General features: G+C 69.8%; 16 protein-coding genes. 10 read left to right on the top strand and 6 right to left on the bottom strand.

The genetic code is table 11. The features are described from left to right. Positions 1-140: 140 nt before the first annotated feature. Positions 141-914, top strand: coding sequence for a Crp/Fnr family transcriptional regulator (locus tag AC6CH2_RS15740; protein ID WP_435397255.1), 774 nt, complete (start codon positions 141-143; stop codon positions 912-914). A gap of 28 nt (positions 915-942) precedes the next feature. Here AC6CH2_RS15740 and AC6CH2_RS15735 read toward each other — a convergent pair whose 3' ends face one another. Further along, positions 943-1,785, bottom strand: coding sequence for an arylesterase (locus AC6CH2_RS15735; RefSeq protein ID WP_498270025.1), 843 nt, complete (start codon positions 1,783-1,785; stop codon positions 943-945). 48 nt (positions 1,786-1,833) lie between these two features. Between AC6CH2_RS15735 and AC6CH2_RS15730 the strand changes: the two genes are divergently transcribed. Together AC6CH2_RS15730 and AC6CH2_RS15725 are read left to right on the top strand one after the other, a co-directional pair. After that, a complete protein-coding gene (locus AC6CH2_RS15730; protein ID WP_498270024.1) occupies positions 1,834-2,601 on the top strand; it encodes an ABC transporter ATP-binding protein in 768 nt (255 codons plus the stop codon). Between the two features lie 5 nt (positions 2,602-2,606). Then, positions 2,607-5,111, top strand: a complete 2,505-nt coding sequence (locus AC6CH2_RS15725; protein ID WP_498270023.1) for an ABC transporter permease — start codon at positions 2,607-2,609, stop codon at positions 5,109-5,111. A gap of 140 nt (positions 5,112-5,251) precedes the next feature. Here AC6CH2_RS15725 and AC6CH2_RS15720 read toward each other — a convergent pair whose 3' ends face one another. Together AC6CH2_RS15720 and AC6CH2_RS15715 are read right to left on the bottom strand one after the other, a co-directional pair. Beyond that, positions 5,252-5,509 carry a hypothetical protein gene (locus AC6CH2_RS15720; protein WP_435396634.1) on the bottom strand — a complete coding sequence of 86 codons (258 nt, stop codon included), beginning with the start codon at positions 5,507-5,509 and terminating at the stop codon, positions 5,252-5,254. A 110-nt stretch (positions 5,510-5,619) separates the two neighbouring features. Continuing rightward, positions 5,620-6,396: a TspO-related membrane protein gene (locus tag AC6CH2_RS15715; protein ID WP_498270022.1), complete on the bottom strand. Its 777-nt coding sequence runs from the start codon at positions 6,394-6,396 to the stop codon at positions 5,620-5,622. An 89-nt stretch (positions 6,397-6,485) separates the two neighbouring features. On the opposite strand from AC6CH2_RS15715, the gene AC6CH2_RS15710 reads away from it, so the two are divergent. From AC6CH2_RS15710 to AC6CH2_RS15700, 3 genes are read left to right on the top strand one after another with little or no spacing between them, the layout of a single operon-like run. After that, positions 6,486-7,565 carry a class I SAM-dependent methyltransferase gene (locus tag AC6CH2_RS15710; RefSeq protein ID WP_498270021.1) on the top strand — a complete coding sequence of 360 codons (1,080 nt, stop codon included), beginning with the start codon at positions 6,486-6,488 and terminating at the stop codon, positions 7,563-7,565. Next, positions 7,562-8,263 (top strand): pseudouridine synthase, encoded by a 702-nt coding sequence (locus tag AC6CH2_RS15705; protein WP_498270020.1) that lies wholly within the window; start codon positions 7,562-7,564, stop codon positions 8,261-8,263. Before AC6CH2_RS15710 ends, AC6CH2_RS15705 begins: the two co-directional genes overlap by 4 nt. Beyond that, positions 8,256-8,957, top strand: a complete 702-nt coding sequence (locus tag AC6CH2_RS15700) for an HAD family hydrolase (RefSeq protein WP_498270019.1) — start codon at positions 8,256-8,258, stop codon at positions 8,955-8,957. The genes AC6CH2_RS15705 and AC6CH2_RS15700 overlap by 8 nt, the downstream gene beginning before the upstream one ends. A gap of 254 nt (positions 8,958-9,211) precedes the next feature. On the opposite strand, the gene AC6CH2_RS15695 is transcribed toward AC6CH2_RS15700, so the two are convergent. Together AC6CH2_RS15695 and AC6CH2_RS15690 are read right to left on the bottom strand one after the other, a co-directional pair. Beyond that, positions 9,212-9,766, bottom strand: coding sequence for a DUF1415 domain-containing protein (locus AC6CH2_RS15695; protein WP_498270018.1), 555 nt, complete (start codon positions 9,764-9,766; stop codon positions 9,212-9,214). Between the two features lies 1 nt (position 9,767). Next, the gene (locus AC6CH2_RS15690; RefSeq protein WP_435396628.1) at positions 9,768-10,250 is read right to left on the bottom strand and encodes a YajQ family cyclic di-GMP-binding protein; all 483 of its coding nucleotides are present in this window, start codon (positions 10,248-10,250) and stop codon (positions 9,768-9,770) included. A 133-nt stretch (positions 10,251-10,383) separates the two neighbouring features. On the opposite strand from AC6CH2_RS15690, the gene AC6CH2_RS15685 reads away from it, so the two are divergent. The 4 genes from AC6CH2_RS15685 to AC6CH2_RS15670 all read left to right on the top strand — a co-directional run bounded on the left by AC6CH2_RS15685 (position 10,384) and on the right by AC6CH2_RS15670 (position 14,369). Continuing rightward, on the top strand, positions 10,384-11,439 hold the full coding sequence (locus AC6CH2_RS15685; RefSeq protein WP_498270017.1) for an NAD(P)-dependent alcohol dehydrogenase: 1,056 nt from the start codon (positions 10,384-10,386) through the stop codon (positions 11,437-11,439). Between the two features lie 341 nt (positions 11,440-11,780). After that, complete coding sequence (locus tag AC6CH2_RS15680; protein ID WP_498270016.1) at positions 11,781-12,302, top strand: CcdC protein domain-containing protein; 522 nt, start codon at positions 11,781-11,783, stop codon at positions 12,300-12,302. 245 nt (positions 12,303-12,547) lie between these two features. Beyond that, the gene (locus tag AC6CH2_RS15675; protein WP_498270015.1) at positions 12,548-13,432 is read left to right on the top strand and encodes a DMT family transporter; all 885 of its coding nucleotides are present in this window, start codon (positions 12,548-12,550) and stop codon (positions 13,430-13,432) included. 136 nt (positions 13,433-13,568) lie between these two features. After that, positions 13,569-14,369: a VOC family protein gene (locus AC6CH2_RS15670; protein WP_498270014.1), complete on the top strand. Its 801-nt coding sequence runs from the start codon at positions 13,569-13,571 to the stop codon at positions 14,367-14,369. A 143-nt stretch (positions 14,370-14,512) separates the two neighbouring features. Here the strand turns inward: AC6CH2_RS15670 and AC6CH2_RS15665 are convergent, their stop codons facing one another. Then, positions 14,513-15,142, bottom strand: coding sequence for an OmpW/AlkL family protein (locus AC6CH2_RS15665; protein WP_498270013.1), 630 nt, complete (start codon positions 15,140-15,142; stop codon positions 14,513-14,515). Positions 15,143-15,203: the final 61 nt, after the last annotated feature.

Genomic DNA, 15,203 nt, shown 5'->3' with positions numbered 1-15,203 from the left:
CTCGCCGCAGGCTCAGAACGCAGACGATCCACAGGGGGCGTTATGCAACGTGCCATCGGCCGCATGCGCGGCCATCTTCATCGCGGCCCCGTCGCCGCCCGGACTTACGCAACCGCCAGTTCGGGCACGCGGCCGCCCGTATGTGCGTGACACTCGAAGACAACATCGCCGTGCGCCGGCGTCGCTGGGGCCTGGACCGCTGCAATCTCCTGCGCGGTCTGCCGGCGACGCTGCTGGAACACATCGCCCGCCATGCCACCGAACTCAATCTCGAGGAAGGCGATGCGCTGTTCTTCAAGAACGATCCCAGCGATTTTCTCGCCTTCGTCATCCACGGGCGGATCTACAAACTGCTGTACGGTCCCGATGGCCAGGAGCTCATCGTCGACACCATCGAAAGCGGCGAGACGGTCGACGAAACCCCACTGCTCGACAATCATTCGCATACCTTCACCGCGGTGGCCTACAGTCCGACCCGGGTGCTGTTGCTGTCGCGCCGCCACTTTCCCAGCCTGACCTCGGACCCGGCGGTGATCGAGCGCGCCCATGCCTCGTTGTGCCAGCGCTTGCGGCAGGCGGTGGAAAGCCTGGAGACGATGTGCCTGCACCGGCTCGAATCGCGCCTGGCGAGGTATCTGTTGTCGCTGATGCGCTCGCAGACGCGTCCGCGCGAGGACAGTTTCGAGGTGGCCCTGCCGCCGACCCAGAGCATCCTGGCGGCGATGGTCAATGCGAGCCGGCCGAAGTTGAACGCGCAGTTGCAGACCTGGCACCGCAGCGGCCTGGTCAGCCGCAAGCGCAACATCCTGCGCATCAACGACATCGACCAGTTCCGCTGCAAGGCCTATCTCGGCCGCGATGCCGAGCGGCCGCACGCGCGGGCGCGTTCGACCGCGGCGCGCCACAACGCCTGAGGCGGACGCGCCGGCGTCCGCTTTCTGCCTACTTCAGCATCGGCCCGAGCCGGGTCCACACGTGATCGCGCAGCTTCGGCTGCGCGCTCGCGATCGGGTGCAGGTTGTCGGCCTGGAAGGCGGCGCGGTCGAGCGCGATCGGTTCGAGCAGGAACGGCAGCAGAGCGGTGCCGTGCCGGCTGGCCAGTTCGCGGAAGTTGCGTTCGAAGCCCAAGGTGTATTCCTTGCCGAGGTTCGGCGGCATGCGCATGCCGATCAGCAGTACCTGCGCCTTCGCCGCCTTGGCCGCCACGATCATGCGTTCGAGATTGGCCCGGCTCTGGGCCAGTTGCAGACCGCGCAGGCCGTCGTTGGCGCCGAGTTCGATCACCACCACGGCCGGGCGGTTGCGCTGCAGTTCCCCGGCGATGCGCGAGGCGCCGCCGGCGGTGGTTTCGCCGCTGATGCTGGCGTTGACGACCTTCCAGCCCGGCTTGGTCTTGGCGATGCGCTCGGCGGTCAGCGCCACCCAGCCCTGCGAGGCGGCCAGGCCGTAGCCGGCCGACAGCGAGTCGCCCATGAACAGCACGGTGCGCGCGGCCTTGGCCGCCGGTGCCGCGGCCGCGGGTCTGGTTGGGGTTTTCGCCGCCGCCGCGGGCTGGGCCTGCAGCGGCGCCCAGGCGCTCAGCAGCACGGCCGTGGCCAGCAGCGCGGCGCGGGCGCCACGACCGATGGCCCATTGAACGCGGCCCGGCGATGCCGCATATCGTTGTTTCCGGGCCGCGAGGTCGCCGGTGGGCGCGCGGCCGAGGTCCAGGCCGGCGCTGGCGGCGCTCGCGTCGTCGCGGCGCCCGAACTCGAGGCGATCGCGGTTGCAGTTCTTAAAACTCATTTAATAACGTCTCCCGAAGATACGGCGAGGCAAACAGACAGGACGATCATGGCAGCTTCCAACCTGGCCGATTCGATCACGGCCGATTCCATCGTGAAGGGCCGCGACGAGACCCACGCTGAAGCGGTGGCGCGCGCGCCGGCCCAGGCGCCGACGCTCGAGGTCGTCGGGCTCGGCAAGCGGGTGGCCTTGCCGTCGGGCGAACTCACCATCCTCGATGGGGTCGGATTTTCGATCGCCAAGGGCGACACGGTCGCGATCGTCGGCGCCTCCGGCTCGGGCAAGAGCACCTTGCTGTCGTTGATGGCGGGCCTGGATTCGCCGAGCAGCGGCACGGTCACCCTCGACGGCGAGCCGATGTCCTCGCTCGACGAGGACGGTCGCGCGCGCGTGCGCAGCGAGAAGGTCGGCTTCGTGTTCCAGAGCTTCCAGCTGCTGCCCTCGCTGACCGCATTGGAAAACGTGATGCTGCCGCTGGAACTGCGCGGCGACCGCGATGCGTTCGCGCCGGCGCAGGCGATCCTGGCCAAGGTCGGCCTGGGCCAGCGCCTGGACCACTACCCGCGCCAGCTGTCCGGCGGCGAGCAGCAGCGCGTCGCGCTCGCGCGCGCCTTCGTGACCCGGCCTGCGTTACTGTTCGCCGACGAGCCCACCGGCAATCTCGACACCCATACCGGCCAGGCGATCATCGAGCTGCTGTTCGAGCTCAACGCCGATGCCGGCACCACCCTGGTGCTGGTGACCCACGACGAACACCTGGCCGAACGTTGCCACCGCCGCATCCGCCTCGACAGCGGCCGCCTGGTGCAGGGGTGAGCGGCATGCCACGCACCGTGTCGCTGGCATGGCGACAACTGCGCCGCGACCTCAAGGCCGGCGACGTGCGCATCCTGCTCGCGGCGCTGGTCTTGGCCGTGCTGGCGGTGACCGCGGTCGGCTTCGTCACCGATCGCGCCGAACGCGCGCTGGCCATCGAGGCCAACCGGCTGCTCGGCGGCGACGCGGTGATCCGCTCCGATCACCCGATCGACGGCGCGCTGCGCCGTGCCGCGTCGTTGCCGGCGCTGCGCCGCGCCGAGGCCACCGAACTGCAGACCATGATCCGGGTCGGTGAACGCCTGCAACTCGGCGATCTGCGCGCGCTCGGCGAGGGCTTTCCGCTGCGCGGCAGTTTCCGCATCGTCGACCGCGTCGGCGGCGCCGAGCGCGACGCGCAGGGGGTGCCCGCGCCCGGCACGGTGTGGATGAGCCGCGCCGGCGCCGACACCCTCGGCGCGCAGATCGGCCAGAGTATCGCGCTCGGCGATTCCAGCCTGCGCCTGGCCGCCTTGGTGGTGCAGGAGCCGGACGCTTCCCTGGATTACTTCAACATCGCGCCGAAGGTGTTCCTCAACGCCGGCGATCTGCCCGCGACCGGGCTGGTCCAGCCCGGCAGCCGCATTCGTTATCGCCTGGTCGTCGCCGGCGCGCCCGGCGCGGTCGAGGGTTTCGTCGCCGCGGCCAAGCCCGCGCTGCAACGCGGCCAACGCCTGGAAACCATCGCCGATGCGCGCCCGGAAGTGCGTTCGGCGCTCGACCGCGCCGGGCGTTTCCTCGGCCTGGCCGCGCTGGTCTCGGTGGTGCTGGCCGCGGTCGCGGTGGCGATGGCCGCGCGCCGCCACAGCGAGCGGCACCTGTCCGGCACCGCGGTGATGCGTTGCCTCGGCGCCAGCCAGCGCACCCTGGTCGGCATCCACGTCGGCGAGATGGTGCTGCTCGGCCTGATCGCCAGCGCGATCGGCGTCGCGCTCGCCTTCGGCCTGCAATGGCTGATCGGCGGATGGCTGGAACAGGCCTTGAAGATGTCGATCCCCGGCGCGGGCTGGTTGCCGGCGGTGCAAGGCTTCGGGGTGGGCATGGTGGTGCTGCTCGCCTTCGGCGCGCCGCCGGTGCTCGCGCTGCGGCGCGTGCCGGCGCTGCGCGTGCTGCGCCGCGACCTCGACCCGACCGAGCCCAGCGCCTGGGTGGTCGCGATCGTCGGCCTGCTCGGGCTCGGTGCGCTGCTGTGGTGGAAGGCCGGTTCGGTCGCGCTCGGCGCGGCCATGCTCGGCGGCATCGCCGCGACCCTGGCGGTGCTCGCGCTGCTGGCCTGGGGCCTGATCCTGGCGGTGCGGCGCCTGCGTTCGCGCTTGCGCGGCAGCCTGCGCTACGGCCTGGCCAACGTCAGCCGCCGCGCCGGCACCAGCATCGCCCAGATCTCGGCGCTCGGCCTGGGCCTGATGGCCTTGCTGCTGTTGACCTTCGTGCGCACCGACCTGCTCGATCGCTGGCAGATGTCGCTGTCGGCCGATGCGCCGAACCGTTTCATCATCAACGTGCAGCAGGACCAGGTCGCCGACGTGCGCCGTTTCATCGGCGAGCAAGGCCTGCCGGCGCCGACCCTGTTCCCGATGATCCGCGGCCGCCTGGTCGCGCACAACGGCAAGGCCGTCACCGGCGCCGACTATGCCGAGCGCGGCGAACGCGCCAAGCAGTTGGCCGAACGCGAGTTCAATCTGTCGGTCGCCGACAGCCTGCGTTCGGACAACAAGATCGTCGACGGCAAGTTCTGGGCCGCACGCAAGCTGGCCCGGCCCGAGGTCTCGGTCGAGGAAGGGTTCGCCGAGGAACTCGGCTGGAAGCTCGGCGACCGGGTGGGGTTCGACATCGCCGGACAGAACTTCCAGGCCACCGTCACCAGCCTGCGCAAGGTCGATTGGGAAAGCTTCCGTCCGAACTTCTTCGTGATCGCTTCGCCGGGTTCGCTCGACGGCTACGCCGCGAGCTACATCACCGCGATGAACGTGCCGGCCGAACGCACCCGTTTCACCTCGCAATTGGTCGAGCGCTTTCCGAACCTGTCGGTGATCGACATCGATCAGGTGCTCAAGCAGGTGCGCAGCACCGCCGATCAAGTCTCGACCGTGGTCGAGGTGGTGTTCTATTTCTCCCTGGTCGCCGGCGTGCTGGTGTTGATGGCCGCGGTCAGCGCGAGCCAGGACGAACGCCTGCTCGAAGGCGGGGTGATGCGCGTGCTCGGCGGAAGCCGGCGCCAGTTGCGCCTGGCCCAGGCTTCGGAATTCGCCGCGATCGGCCTGCTCTCGGGCCTGACCGCGGCGATCGCCGCCTCGGTGCTGGCCGGTGTGGTCGCGGTGCAGGTGTTCGATCTGCCCTGGGAGTTCGATGCGCGCATGGCCGCGTTCGGCGCGGCCGCCGGCGTGCTGGCGGCGCTCGCCGCGGGCATGTTCGCCACCCGCCGGGTGCTGGACGCGCCGCCGTCGGTGACCTTGCGAGAATTGCAGGGCTGAGCGCGGACCGCCTCTGCAGCGAGCCCTCTCCCGCGGGAGAGAGGCTGGGTGAGGGCCGCGCAGCTCGGCAATCGCTGCGGCTCGCTCGCCGGCAGCTCATTGGCCGGCCGTTACTCGTCGAGGTTTCGCTCGCCAGCGACTCACTCGCTGATTTGCGGCTCCGCCTGAAAGCGCCGCGCGTAGCCGCGTTCCTCGGCGACCCGCTCGACCTCGCCGTCGGCGAGGTCCGGGGCCGCGTAAACCGCATAGACCGGGTCGTTCTCGCGCAGACCGACGTGGTGCAGGCGGTAACGCGCCTGGCCGCTGCCGGTATTGGGCGGGTAATGGCGCGGCGGCTGGCCTTCGTCGAGATCGAGTTCGCTGTTGTCGACGGTGCCGCCGATGAAAAGGGCTCGCATCGTGGGTCGCTCCTGTGGGCTGGACGATGGTCCATCCTCGCGGCCGCGGCGTTGCGTGGCGATGAAGCCGCTGTTGCGGAGTCGCAATGCGCCGGTGCGCAGGCCGAAGATCATTCGCCCGGCGAAAGATGCCCGGAAAACACCCGATGGCGCGGATGCAGGCGCAGCCACAAGGTTTGCGCCAGCAGCAGTGCGGCGATCGCGAGCGCGCCCCAGGCGGCGATCTGCGCGCCGTGCAAGGCCGACTCGGACTGCTTCACGTAGACCCCGGCCAGGCCCCACAGCGCGGCGATCGTGTAGCCGGCGTTGCCGCGCATGCGCGCGTTCAACAGCAACAGCAGCGCGGCCGCGGCGGCCAGCAGCGCCAGGCTCCAGCCCAGCATGTCGTCGGTCGGCAGCAGCCGATAGGCGACGATCACCTGGGCGGTGTTCAGGAACGCGGCCAGGCTCAACCAGCCGGCATGCAGCGAGATCGGGAACCTGGCCCAGGCGGCCTGCCCGGGCAGGGGATGGCCGTCGCGCGACAGCAACACCGCGCAGCGGGCCAGGCAGGCCAGGGCCAGCCAGATCACCGCCAGGGCCAGCCAGAACCACTGCTGGGAGAAGATCGGCATCCACAGCGCGGTCAAAGTGAAGCCGGCCGCCGCGGCCGGGCGCAGCCGGCGCAGGCCGTCGGCGTCGCGATAGCGCCCACGCAGCTGCCAGAAGGCGAACACCAGGTCGCCGAGGAAGATCGGCCCCCAGATCGCGAAGGCGTAACCGGCCGCGACCAGCAGAGTGGGGTAGCGGTCGGAGATCGTGCCGTTGTCGGGGCCGAACACGCCCTGTTGGGAAAACCAGGCCACCGCGGGCATCAACAGAGCTGCAATCAGGACGGGCAGGCGCATGAGGCGTGCATTCGGTTGGATGCGATGCCGACACCCTAGCGCGGTCGCGCGTAAAATCCGTGCGATGACCGCCATTCAGAAATTCCCGCATGCGCGTTGACCGCTCCGACGACGCGCTCGACACCCTCTTCCAGCCGCTCGCCGACGGCCTGCTGCGCTGGCCCGAACACGGCGGCGCGCTGTTCCTGCACGCGCGCGACGGCATCGGCCTGCGCCAGCGGCCGCGCCCGGGCCTGGTCTGCGAACAGGGCTTCAAGCCCGAAGTCGACGCCTTGCACCGCGCCGGCCTGGACACGGTCGACCTGGACACGCTCGATCCGGCCCGGCGGTTCCCGCTGGTGTTGGTACTGCCGCCGCGCCAGCGCGACGAGGCGCGCGCGCTGTTCGCCCAGGCGATCGCGCGCACCGCGCCCGGCGGCCGCGTGCTCGCCTGCATGCGCAACGACGAAGGCGCACGCTCCGGCGAGACCGACCTGGGGCGCATCGCCGGCCCGGTCGGCAGTCTGTCCAAACGCAAATGCCGCGCGTTCTGGACCGCGCCGCTCGACGGCCCGGCCGACCCGGCCCAGGCCGCGGCCTGGGCCGCGTTCGACCAACCGCGCGAGATCCTCGGCGGCCGCTTCGTCAGCCGCCCCGGCGTGTTCGCCTGGGACCGCATCGACGCCGCGTCGGCCCTGCTCGCGGCGCATCTGCCGAGCGACCTGCGCGGCCGCGCGGCCGATCTCGGCGCCGGCTACGGCTATCTTTCGGCCGAATTGTTGACGCGTTGCCCCGGCATCGTCGCGGTCGACCTGTACGAGGCGCAGGCGCGCGCGCTGGAATTGGCGCGGACCAACCTCGCGCGGGTGGCGACGAGCGCCGAGCTCGAATTCCACTGGCACGACGTCACCGCCGGCCTGGACCGCGGCTATGACGTGATCGTCAGCAACCCGCCGTTCCACGGCCAGGGCCGCGACGAGCGCCCCGACCTCGGCCGTCGCTTCATCGCGGTCGCCGCCGAGGCGCTGAACCCCGGCGGCCGGCTGTGGCTGGTCGCGAACCGCCATCTGCCCTACGAATCGGTGCTCGACGAGCGCTTCGGCCAGGTCCGTATCGTCGCCCAGCGCGGCGGTTTCAAGGTCGTCGAAGCGATCAAGCACACCAAGGCCTCGGCCAAGGCGCGCGCATGAAACTGGTCAAGCTGATCGCCAACCTGGGCTATGGCAGCCGCAAGGAGGTCACCGCGATGTTCCGCTCCGGCCGCATCACCGATGCGCAGGGCGAGGTGTTGTACGCCGACGACAAGGTCGCGCACGAGGCGATCCGCCTCGACGGCGAGCCGCTCGATCCGCCGGCGGGGCTGACTTTGTTGCTGCACAAGCCGGTCGGCTACACCTGCTCGACCAAGGACCCCGGGCGCATCGTCTACGAATTGCTGCCGCCGCGGTTTCGCGCGCGTTCGCCGTTGCTGTCCTCGGTCGGGCGGCTCGACCGCGAGACCAGCGGCCTGCTGTTGTTCACCGACGACGGCGGCCTGCTGCACCGGATCGTGTCGCCGAAGGCGCAACTGGCCAAGGTCTACGAGGCCAGCCTGGCCGCGGATCTGCGCGGCGACGAGGCCGCGATCTTCGCTAGCGGCGAGCTGATGCTGGAGTCGGAGCAGACGCCGCTGGCGCCGGCCGCGCTCGAAGTCCTCGCCCCGCGCCGGGCCCGCCTGACCCTGACCGAAGGCCGGTATCACCAGGTACGGCGCATGTTCGCCGCGGTCGGCAACCATGTCGAAACGCTGCATCGCAGCCGCATCGGCGGCCTGTCCCTGGGCGACCTGCCGAGCGGGCAATGGCGCACGCTCGACGCTTCCGATCTCGAGACTTTGTTCCGTGGCTGAGCCGCAACTGCCCGCGATCGATTTCGTCCCCGACGCGGTGTTGTTCGACATGGACGGCCTGATGCTCGACAGCGAGCGCGCGATGCTGGAAACCTGGCGCGCCGCCGCGCTGGAGCAATCGGTCGAGGCCGACGACGCGCTGTGGCTGAGCATGGTCGGCATGCACGACCGCGCCAGCTACGCGATGCTCGCCGAGCGTCTCGGCGACGAGGCCGCCCTGCGCCTGCGCGATGCCGGCGACCGCCTGTACGATGCGCGCGTCGCCGCCGGCCTGCCGCTCAAGCGCGGCCTGCTCGAACTGCTGGACCTGCTCGACGCGCACCGCATTCCGAAGGCGATCGCGACCTCGACCCGGCGCGAGCGCGCGCTGGCGAAGCTGACCTCGAGCGGCCTGATCGAGCGCTTCGGCGTGATCGTCACCGGCAGCGACGTCGAGTATCCCAAGCCGGCGCCGGACATCTATCTGCTGGCCGCCTCGCGGCTCGGCGTCGACCCGCGCCGTTGTCTGGTGCTCGAGGATTCCGAACCCGGCGTGCGCGCCGCGCTCGCCGCAGGCGCGACCCCGATCCAGGTCCCCGACCTGGTCCCGCCGCACGCCGAATTGCGCGGCCTGGGCCACCGCATCGCCGATTCGCTGTTGCAGGCGCGCGCCTTGCTGGACACCGCTTTGGGTCGGCGGGCTTCGGCGAGCTGATCGGGGTTCGCGAGGGCTGGGGCCGCAGAAGTAAAGCAGAGCAAAGGCAATCCCCTGGCCCTTTTCCAAAGGGGAAGCGCTTCGGGGGCTACGTCATCGCGTCTGGCCGTGGCCCGCGAACGCCTTGGCGGTCGCGAACCGTCGACCTTCCGGCGAACGACACCGAGCCGGCAGGGCGGTTCCCCGGCGAAGGAGGGGCAGCGGGATTTGCTTCACCGCCCGCCGCCGTCACATCCGCCAAAGCGAGTGGCGAATCAACCCGCCATCAGCTTGCGCCAGCCTTCCAGGCCCAGCTTTTCCAGAGTCGCCAGATTACGTTCGACGATCACGTCCGGATCGGGAAAGGCCGCGACCGCGCGCGCCACACTGGCTTCGCGCAGCAGGTGCAGGGTCGGGTAGGGCGAGCGGCTGGTGCAGTTGCCGACTTCGTCGTAGGCGGCGTCGGCGAACTGATAGTCCGGGTGGAAGCTCGCGATCTGGATCTCGCCTTCCAGGTCCAGGGCCGCGACGACCCCATCGGCCAGTTCCAGGAAATCGTTGAAGTCGAGGAACTCGTTCAACACCCGCGGATGGATCAGCACCGTGGTGTCGATCCGTTCCGGGTCGCTCTGCTCCAGCAGCACCAGCTCCGAGGCCAGTTCTTCAAGCAAGGCCTCGGGGGTCGCCGCTTCGCTGAGGACGAAACGCACCTGGCCTTTCGCCAGCACCGCCTTGGCGAAGGGGCACAGGTTCAGGCCGATCACCGCGCGCTCCAGCCAGCGCCGGGTCGCCGCGATCGGGTCCTCGCCGGGGACGGCAGTCGCGCTCATTTCAGTCGCGGAAGTTGTCGAACTGCAGCGGACGCTCGAAATCGCCGCCCTTGAGCAAGGCCATCACCGCTTGCAAGTCGTCGCGCTTCTTGCCGGTGACGCGCAGCTTGTCGCCGTTGATCTGGGTCTCGACCTTGAGCTTGGCGTCCTTGATGGTCGCGGCGATCTTCTTCGCCAGCTTCTGCTCGATGCCCTGCTGGACGGTGATCTTCTGGCGCGCGCGGGCCAGGTTGGTCTCGACGTCGCCGAATTCCAGGCAGCGGGCGTCGATGTTGCGCGCGACCAGGCGCGCGCGCAGGATCTGGGTCATCTGCTCGAGCTGGAATTCGCTCGGCGCCGACTGAGTGATGCTCTTGTCGTCGAGGACGAATTCGGCGTCGACGCCCTTGAAGTCGAAACGGGTGCCGAGTTCGCGGTTGGCCTGGTCGACCGCGTTGGTGAGTTCGTGGGTGTCGACTTCGGAAACGACATCGAAAGAGGGCATGGCACACTCGCTGGGGGGAGAACCGGGAAAGGGTAACGCAAGCGCGGGGGCGATATGCACTGTTGCGGCGAGCCGGCGCCCCCGCGATGCGGCCGCCGATACACTGCCCCGAACGATTCCAGGAGCCGATCCCATGCATAAAACCGCCGCCTACGCCGCCGTCGATGCGCGCACGCCGCTGGCCCCGTTCTCGATCGAGCGCCGCGAGCCGGGCCCGAACGAGGTCCTGATCGACATCCTGTATTGCGGCGTCTGCCATTCCGACATCCACCAGGCGCGCGACGAGTGGGGCGGTTCGGCCTTCCCGATGGTGCCGGGCCACGAGATCGTCGGCCGGGTCGCCCGGCTCGGCGCCAACGTCAAGAGCTTCCGGCTCGGCGACGCGGTCGGCGTGGGCTGTTTCGTCGATTCCTGCCGCGAATGCCCGCAGTGCCGGGCCGGCGAGGAGCAGTATTGCGACCAGGGCATGACCGGGACCTACAACTCGCGCGAACGCGGCACCGGCGCGCCGACCTACGGCGGCTATTCGACCCGCATCACCGTCGACCAGGACTACGTGCTGCGCATCCCCGAGTCGATCCCGCTCGACCGCGCCGCGCCGCTGCTGTGCGCCGGCATCACCACTTATTCGCCGTTGAAGCATTACGGGGTCAAGGCCGGCGACGAGGTCGCGGTGGTCGGCCTCGGCGGCCTGGGCCATATGGCGGTCAAGATCGCGGTGGCCATGGGCGCGCGCGTGACCGTGCTGAGCACCTCCGAGTCCAAGCGCGAGGCCGCACTGGCCCTGGGCGCGCACGCTTTCGCCGCAACCCGCGACAAGGCCACCTTCAAGACGCTGTCGCGCTCGTTCGACTTCATCATCGACTCGGTCTCGGGCGACCACGACTACAACGCCTACCTGGGCCTGCTGAAGTTCGACGGCACCATGGTCCTGCTGGGCATTCCGGAAACCCCGTCGACGGTCGCCGCGGGCGCGTTGATCATGCAGCGGCGCAAGCTCGGCGGCTCGCTGATCGGCGGCATCCGCGAGACCCAGGAAATGCTGGATTTCTGCGCCGAGCACGGCGTGGCTTCGGACATCGAGCTGATCGACATCGCCCGGATCAACGAGGCTTACGAGCGCATGATCAAGGGCGACGTGCGCTATCGCTTCGTGATCGATATCGCCAGTCTGGGCGCGGCGGCCTGAGGGGCTCCGGCCAACCGGCGGCGCCGCGGAGGCCGTCCCCTCGATTCGGTCCTCCCCGCGCAGGCGGGGATCCAGGGCTTGTCCAGGTCGAACGTCGAAGCCTTTGCGGCCCGGCCAGAGTGCACAGCGCCCTGGCGTTCACGGACCTGGCAAGCCGGCGGCTCGCAGGTCCGTCCGCTCACTCCGCTTTCGCAGGAATGACGAGCGTAGGCAAAGGCGTGGGCCCGAGCTGGAAGCAGCCACTCCAGGCCGCGAACGCGAGGCCTCTAGGACCGCCGTCATTGCCCCCCCAGCCTCCGCCTTCGCGCGACGCCTGCACTGCCAGCCGCTAAGCTGCGGTCATGCCTTTGTTGCTGCTGATTCCGCTGGCCCTGCTGCTCCTGCTGATGCTGTGGGCGCTGTTGCTGCCGCTCGGGCTGATCCAGCGCTATCGCTACGGCAAAGCCCGGCGCCGGGCGCTGCCGTGGGCGGTGCGCCTGGCCGCGGCCTTGTCGCTGCTGTCGTTTCTGGTCTTCTTCGCCAGCGCCTGGCTGGCCGGCTACTGGATCGCCGATGCGCCACTGTACGCGGCGCTCGGTTGGGGCGCCGGCCTGCTGCTCGGCATGCTCGGCATTGGCCTCACTCGCTTCGAGTACGAGGCCAAGGGCCTGTACTACACGCCGAACCGTTGGCTGATCCTGGGCCTGACTCTGGTGGTCGCGGCGCGGATCGGGTTCGGCCTGTGGCAGGCCGCGCACGGCTGGAGCGACCAGGCCGGCTGGTTGCCGCGCCAAGGCAGCCTGCTCGCGGTCGGCGGTCTGTTGTTGGGTTACTACCAGGCCTATAGCGTCGGCCTCGCACGCCGCCTGCGCCGGCGCGGTTGATCCTGCTTCGTGATTGCCGGCTTCGTCGACGTCGCCCGGTCGACATCAACCCGGCCGACACCGACTCAGCCGGCACCGACTCAGCCGGCACCGGCGCGTTCTAGATCGCGTCGGCCTTCGGCCGGATGACGCGCGCAGGCGCGCCGGGCAAGATAGACGATCCCGCTTCGACCGGCCGCCATGCCCGCTCCGTCATCCCAACGTTTCATGCCTCAGGCCCGCTGCGCCGCCGGCCCGCGCACTTCATGAGCGCGGCGCATCCGCACCGCCGCCGCGCGATGGCGACCATGCTGGTCGCGGTGGTGATGTTCTCGATCATGGACGCGCTGCTGAAGCTGCTGTCGGCGCATTACCAGCCGTTCCAGGTCGCCGCGCTGCGCGGCGCATCCTCGCTTCCGTTCGTGCTGACCTGGGCCTTGGCCAGCGGCGGCCTCAAGCCGTTGCTGCGGGTGCGCTGGTCGCTGCATCTGCTGCGCGGCGTGCTCGGCATCGGCATGATGGCGACCTTCGTCTACGGCGTGCACCGGCTGCCGTTGTCGACGGCGTATTCGATCTTCTTCATCGCGCCCCTGCTGATCACCGCGCTGTCCGGGCCGATCCTCGGCGAACGGGTCGGGCCGCGGCGCTGGGTCGCGATCGGCATCGGCCTGATCGGCGTGCTGGTGCTGCTGCGGCCGAGCGGCGAGGGCATGCTGAGCCTGGCCGCGCTGGCGGTGTTGGCCGCGGCGCTCGGCTATGCGATCAGCGCGATCACCGTGCGCCTGCTGTCGCGCACCGACAGCACCCAGGCAATGATGGTCTGGCTGATGGTGATGTTGACCGTCGGTGCCGGCGCCCTGGCCTTGCCGGCCTGGACGCCAATCCGCGGCGAGGACCTGTGGCTGATCGCCGGGCTCGGCGTCGCCGGTTCGATCGGGCAGTACGCGGTCACCGAAGCCTTCCGCCTCGGCGAAGCCTCGCTGATCGCGCCGCTGGAATACACGGCCCTGATCTGGGGTGTGCTGCTCGACCTGAGCCTGTGGGGCGTGTTGCCCGATTCGACGACCTGGATCGGCGCGGCCATCATCGTCGCCAGCGGCCTGTACCTGCTGCGCCGCGAACGCGTCCACGTCGAGGCCGAACATCCCTGACTGCGGCGCCGCCGCGCTCACCGAAACTCTCGCTGCCCCACGCCGGCGCACCGCGGCGCGGCGTTTCGCCGCAGCGCGCCATGACGATTTCTTCGCCGCGGCGTAGTGTCGAGGGGTAGTCAGGGGGAGAGCCGCGATGACCGCGTTGGTCCACGCGCAGGGAGCGCCGTGTTGGTTCGAGTTGGCGACCGACGACCAGGGCGCGGCCGAGGCCTTCTACTGCGCCCTGTTCGGCTGGACGATCGAGCGCACGCCGATGCCGGACGCCAGCGCGTACACGATCTTCAAGCTCGACGGCCACGACGTCGCCGGCGCCTACAGCCTGGTGCCCGGCGCCTGGCCGGGGCCGGACGGCAGCCATGCGCCGCATTGGGACGTGTACTTCCGCGCCGCCGACTGCGATGCCATGGCCGCGCGGGCGGTCGCCCTGGGCGGGCGCCTGGCCGGCACGCCGTTCGAACTCATGGAACATGTGCGCATGGCGGTGTGCAGCGATCCCGAAGGCGTCGCCTTCCTGCTCGCCCAACAGCGCGCGCACCCCGGCGTCGACCGTCTCGGCGTCGACAATGCGGTGTGCTGGGCCGAACTGGCGACGCGCGACCTCGACCGCGCCGAAGCTTATTACCGGCGCTTGTTCGGTTGGCGCATGCAGGCGCAGCCGGCCGCGGCGAGCGGTTACCGGGTGTTCTCCGACGACCGGCGCAGGCTCGGCGGGCTGATGCAGATGGGGCCGCAGTGGGGCGACATGGCGCCGCACTGGTCGATCTATCTGCAGGTGCCCGACGTGGACGCCAGCGCCGCGCGCGCGGTCGCGCTGGGCGGCCGCATCGTGTTGCCGCCGTTCGACGCCGGCGCCGACCGCATCGCGCGCCTGAGCGACCCGAGCGGAGCGGCGTTCTATCTGATTAGGGTCGCCGCGCCGGGCGCGTTCGCCTGAATTCACGACGACGCGGGCAACGACGGCGCACCCGGCCGCCGCGTGCGAACGAACCACCGCACAAACGACAACGGGCTCCCGAAGGAGCCCGTTGAAGCGGTGCGCTGTTGCGGTGTTGCGTGTTGGAGCAGCCGGTCAGGCGATCAGAAGCGCGCGCCGACGCCGATACCGACGGTCACCGGGTTGAGCTCGGCTTCGCCGACCTTGAAGCCGTTCAGCTTCACATCCGACTTGCCCTGCATGTAGCGCACGTCGGCGCGGGCGAACCAGGTCGGGGTGATGTTGAGGTCGACGCCGGCGGTCGCCATCGCGCCCTTGGCGTTCTCGACGCCCAGGCGCTGGCCGGCGATCGGCGTCTCGTTGCTGTAGTTGGCTTCGTAGTAGCCCAGGCCCAGGAACGGACGCACGGTGCTGTCGGCGGTGCGGAAATGGTACTGGCCGCTCAGCGCGATCGGCTGCGAATCGACGCTGCCGATCTTGCCGCCGCCGGCGTTGACGCGGTGGCCGAACTTGTCGGCCGAACCCCACGCCTCGACGGCGATGTTGTCGGTGATGTAGTAGCTGGCGCTGAGCGTGGCCGCGCCCTCGCCGTCGAGATCGGTGCGTACGCCGCCGATCAGCGGGTTCTTGGTCGGCTGCGAGAGCGCGTAACCGCCGACGACGGCGAAGCGCTTGCCGCTCGCGGTGTCGGTGGCGGCATCCTGAGCGAAGGCGGCCGGGGCAAAGGCCATGGCGCCCATCAGGGCAAGGGTCAAATGACGAATGCGCATCATGGAGATATCTCCTGTTGTTGTGTTGTCGATGCCTTGGGGGAGGCGAGGCGCAAGATAGCCA

The organism is Lysobacter sp. GQ73 (assembly GCF_059758755.1).
Note: the sequence above shows the minus strand (reverse complement) of the source record. Positions and strands in the feature narration are given on the sequence as shown.